The sequence below is a fragment of the Flagellimonas flava genome (assembly GCF_050617915.1).
GTDB lineage: Bacteria > Bacteroidota > Bacteroidia > Flavobacteriales > Flavobacteriaceae > Flagellimonas > Flagellimonas flava_A.
In genome coordinates this window covers 1-235 of record NZ_JBODQE010000186.1, presented here as the reverse complement: position 1 = coordinate 235, position 235 = coordinate 1, and the positions used below count along the sequence as shown (strand labels likewise).

The following is a 235-nucleotide window of genomic DNA, read 5'->3' as shown; positions in this document are numbered from 1 at the left end:
CTACCCCGTTGGCCGCCACACTGCTTAGGGCTCCCATGAGTCGAATGGATGTCCTGACAGGTGCCGAACTGGAGGAAGCTATTGGGAATTCAAAACTAGTTAAGAAATACAATGAGGAAATAGATGGGGAAAGTGCCTATGAAATCCTCAATGAAAAGATAGAACAAGCCCAAAAGGAAGCCGAAAAAGAACAGGTAAGGGACCGAAAGACATCAAGCTCCCGAAAAAGTTCTTC

The 235-nt window shown here is 46.0% G+C and carries 1 protein-coding gene; it reads left to right on the top strand.

What is annotated here, in order from left to right; genetic code table 11:
* On the top strand, positions 1–235 hold a 235-nt coding region (locus tag ACRHOZ_RS21485), incomplete at both ends, for a helicase HerA-like domain-containing protein (RefSeq protein ID WP_431130436.1).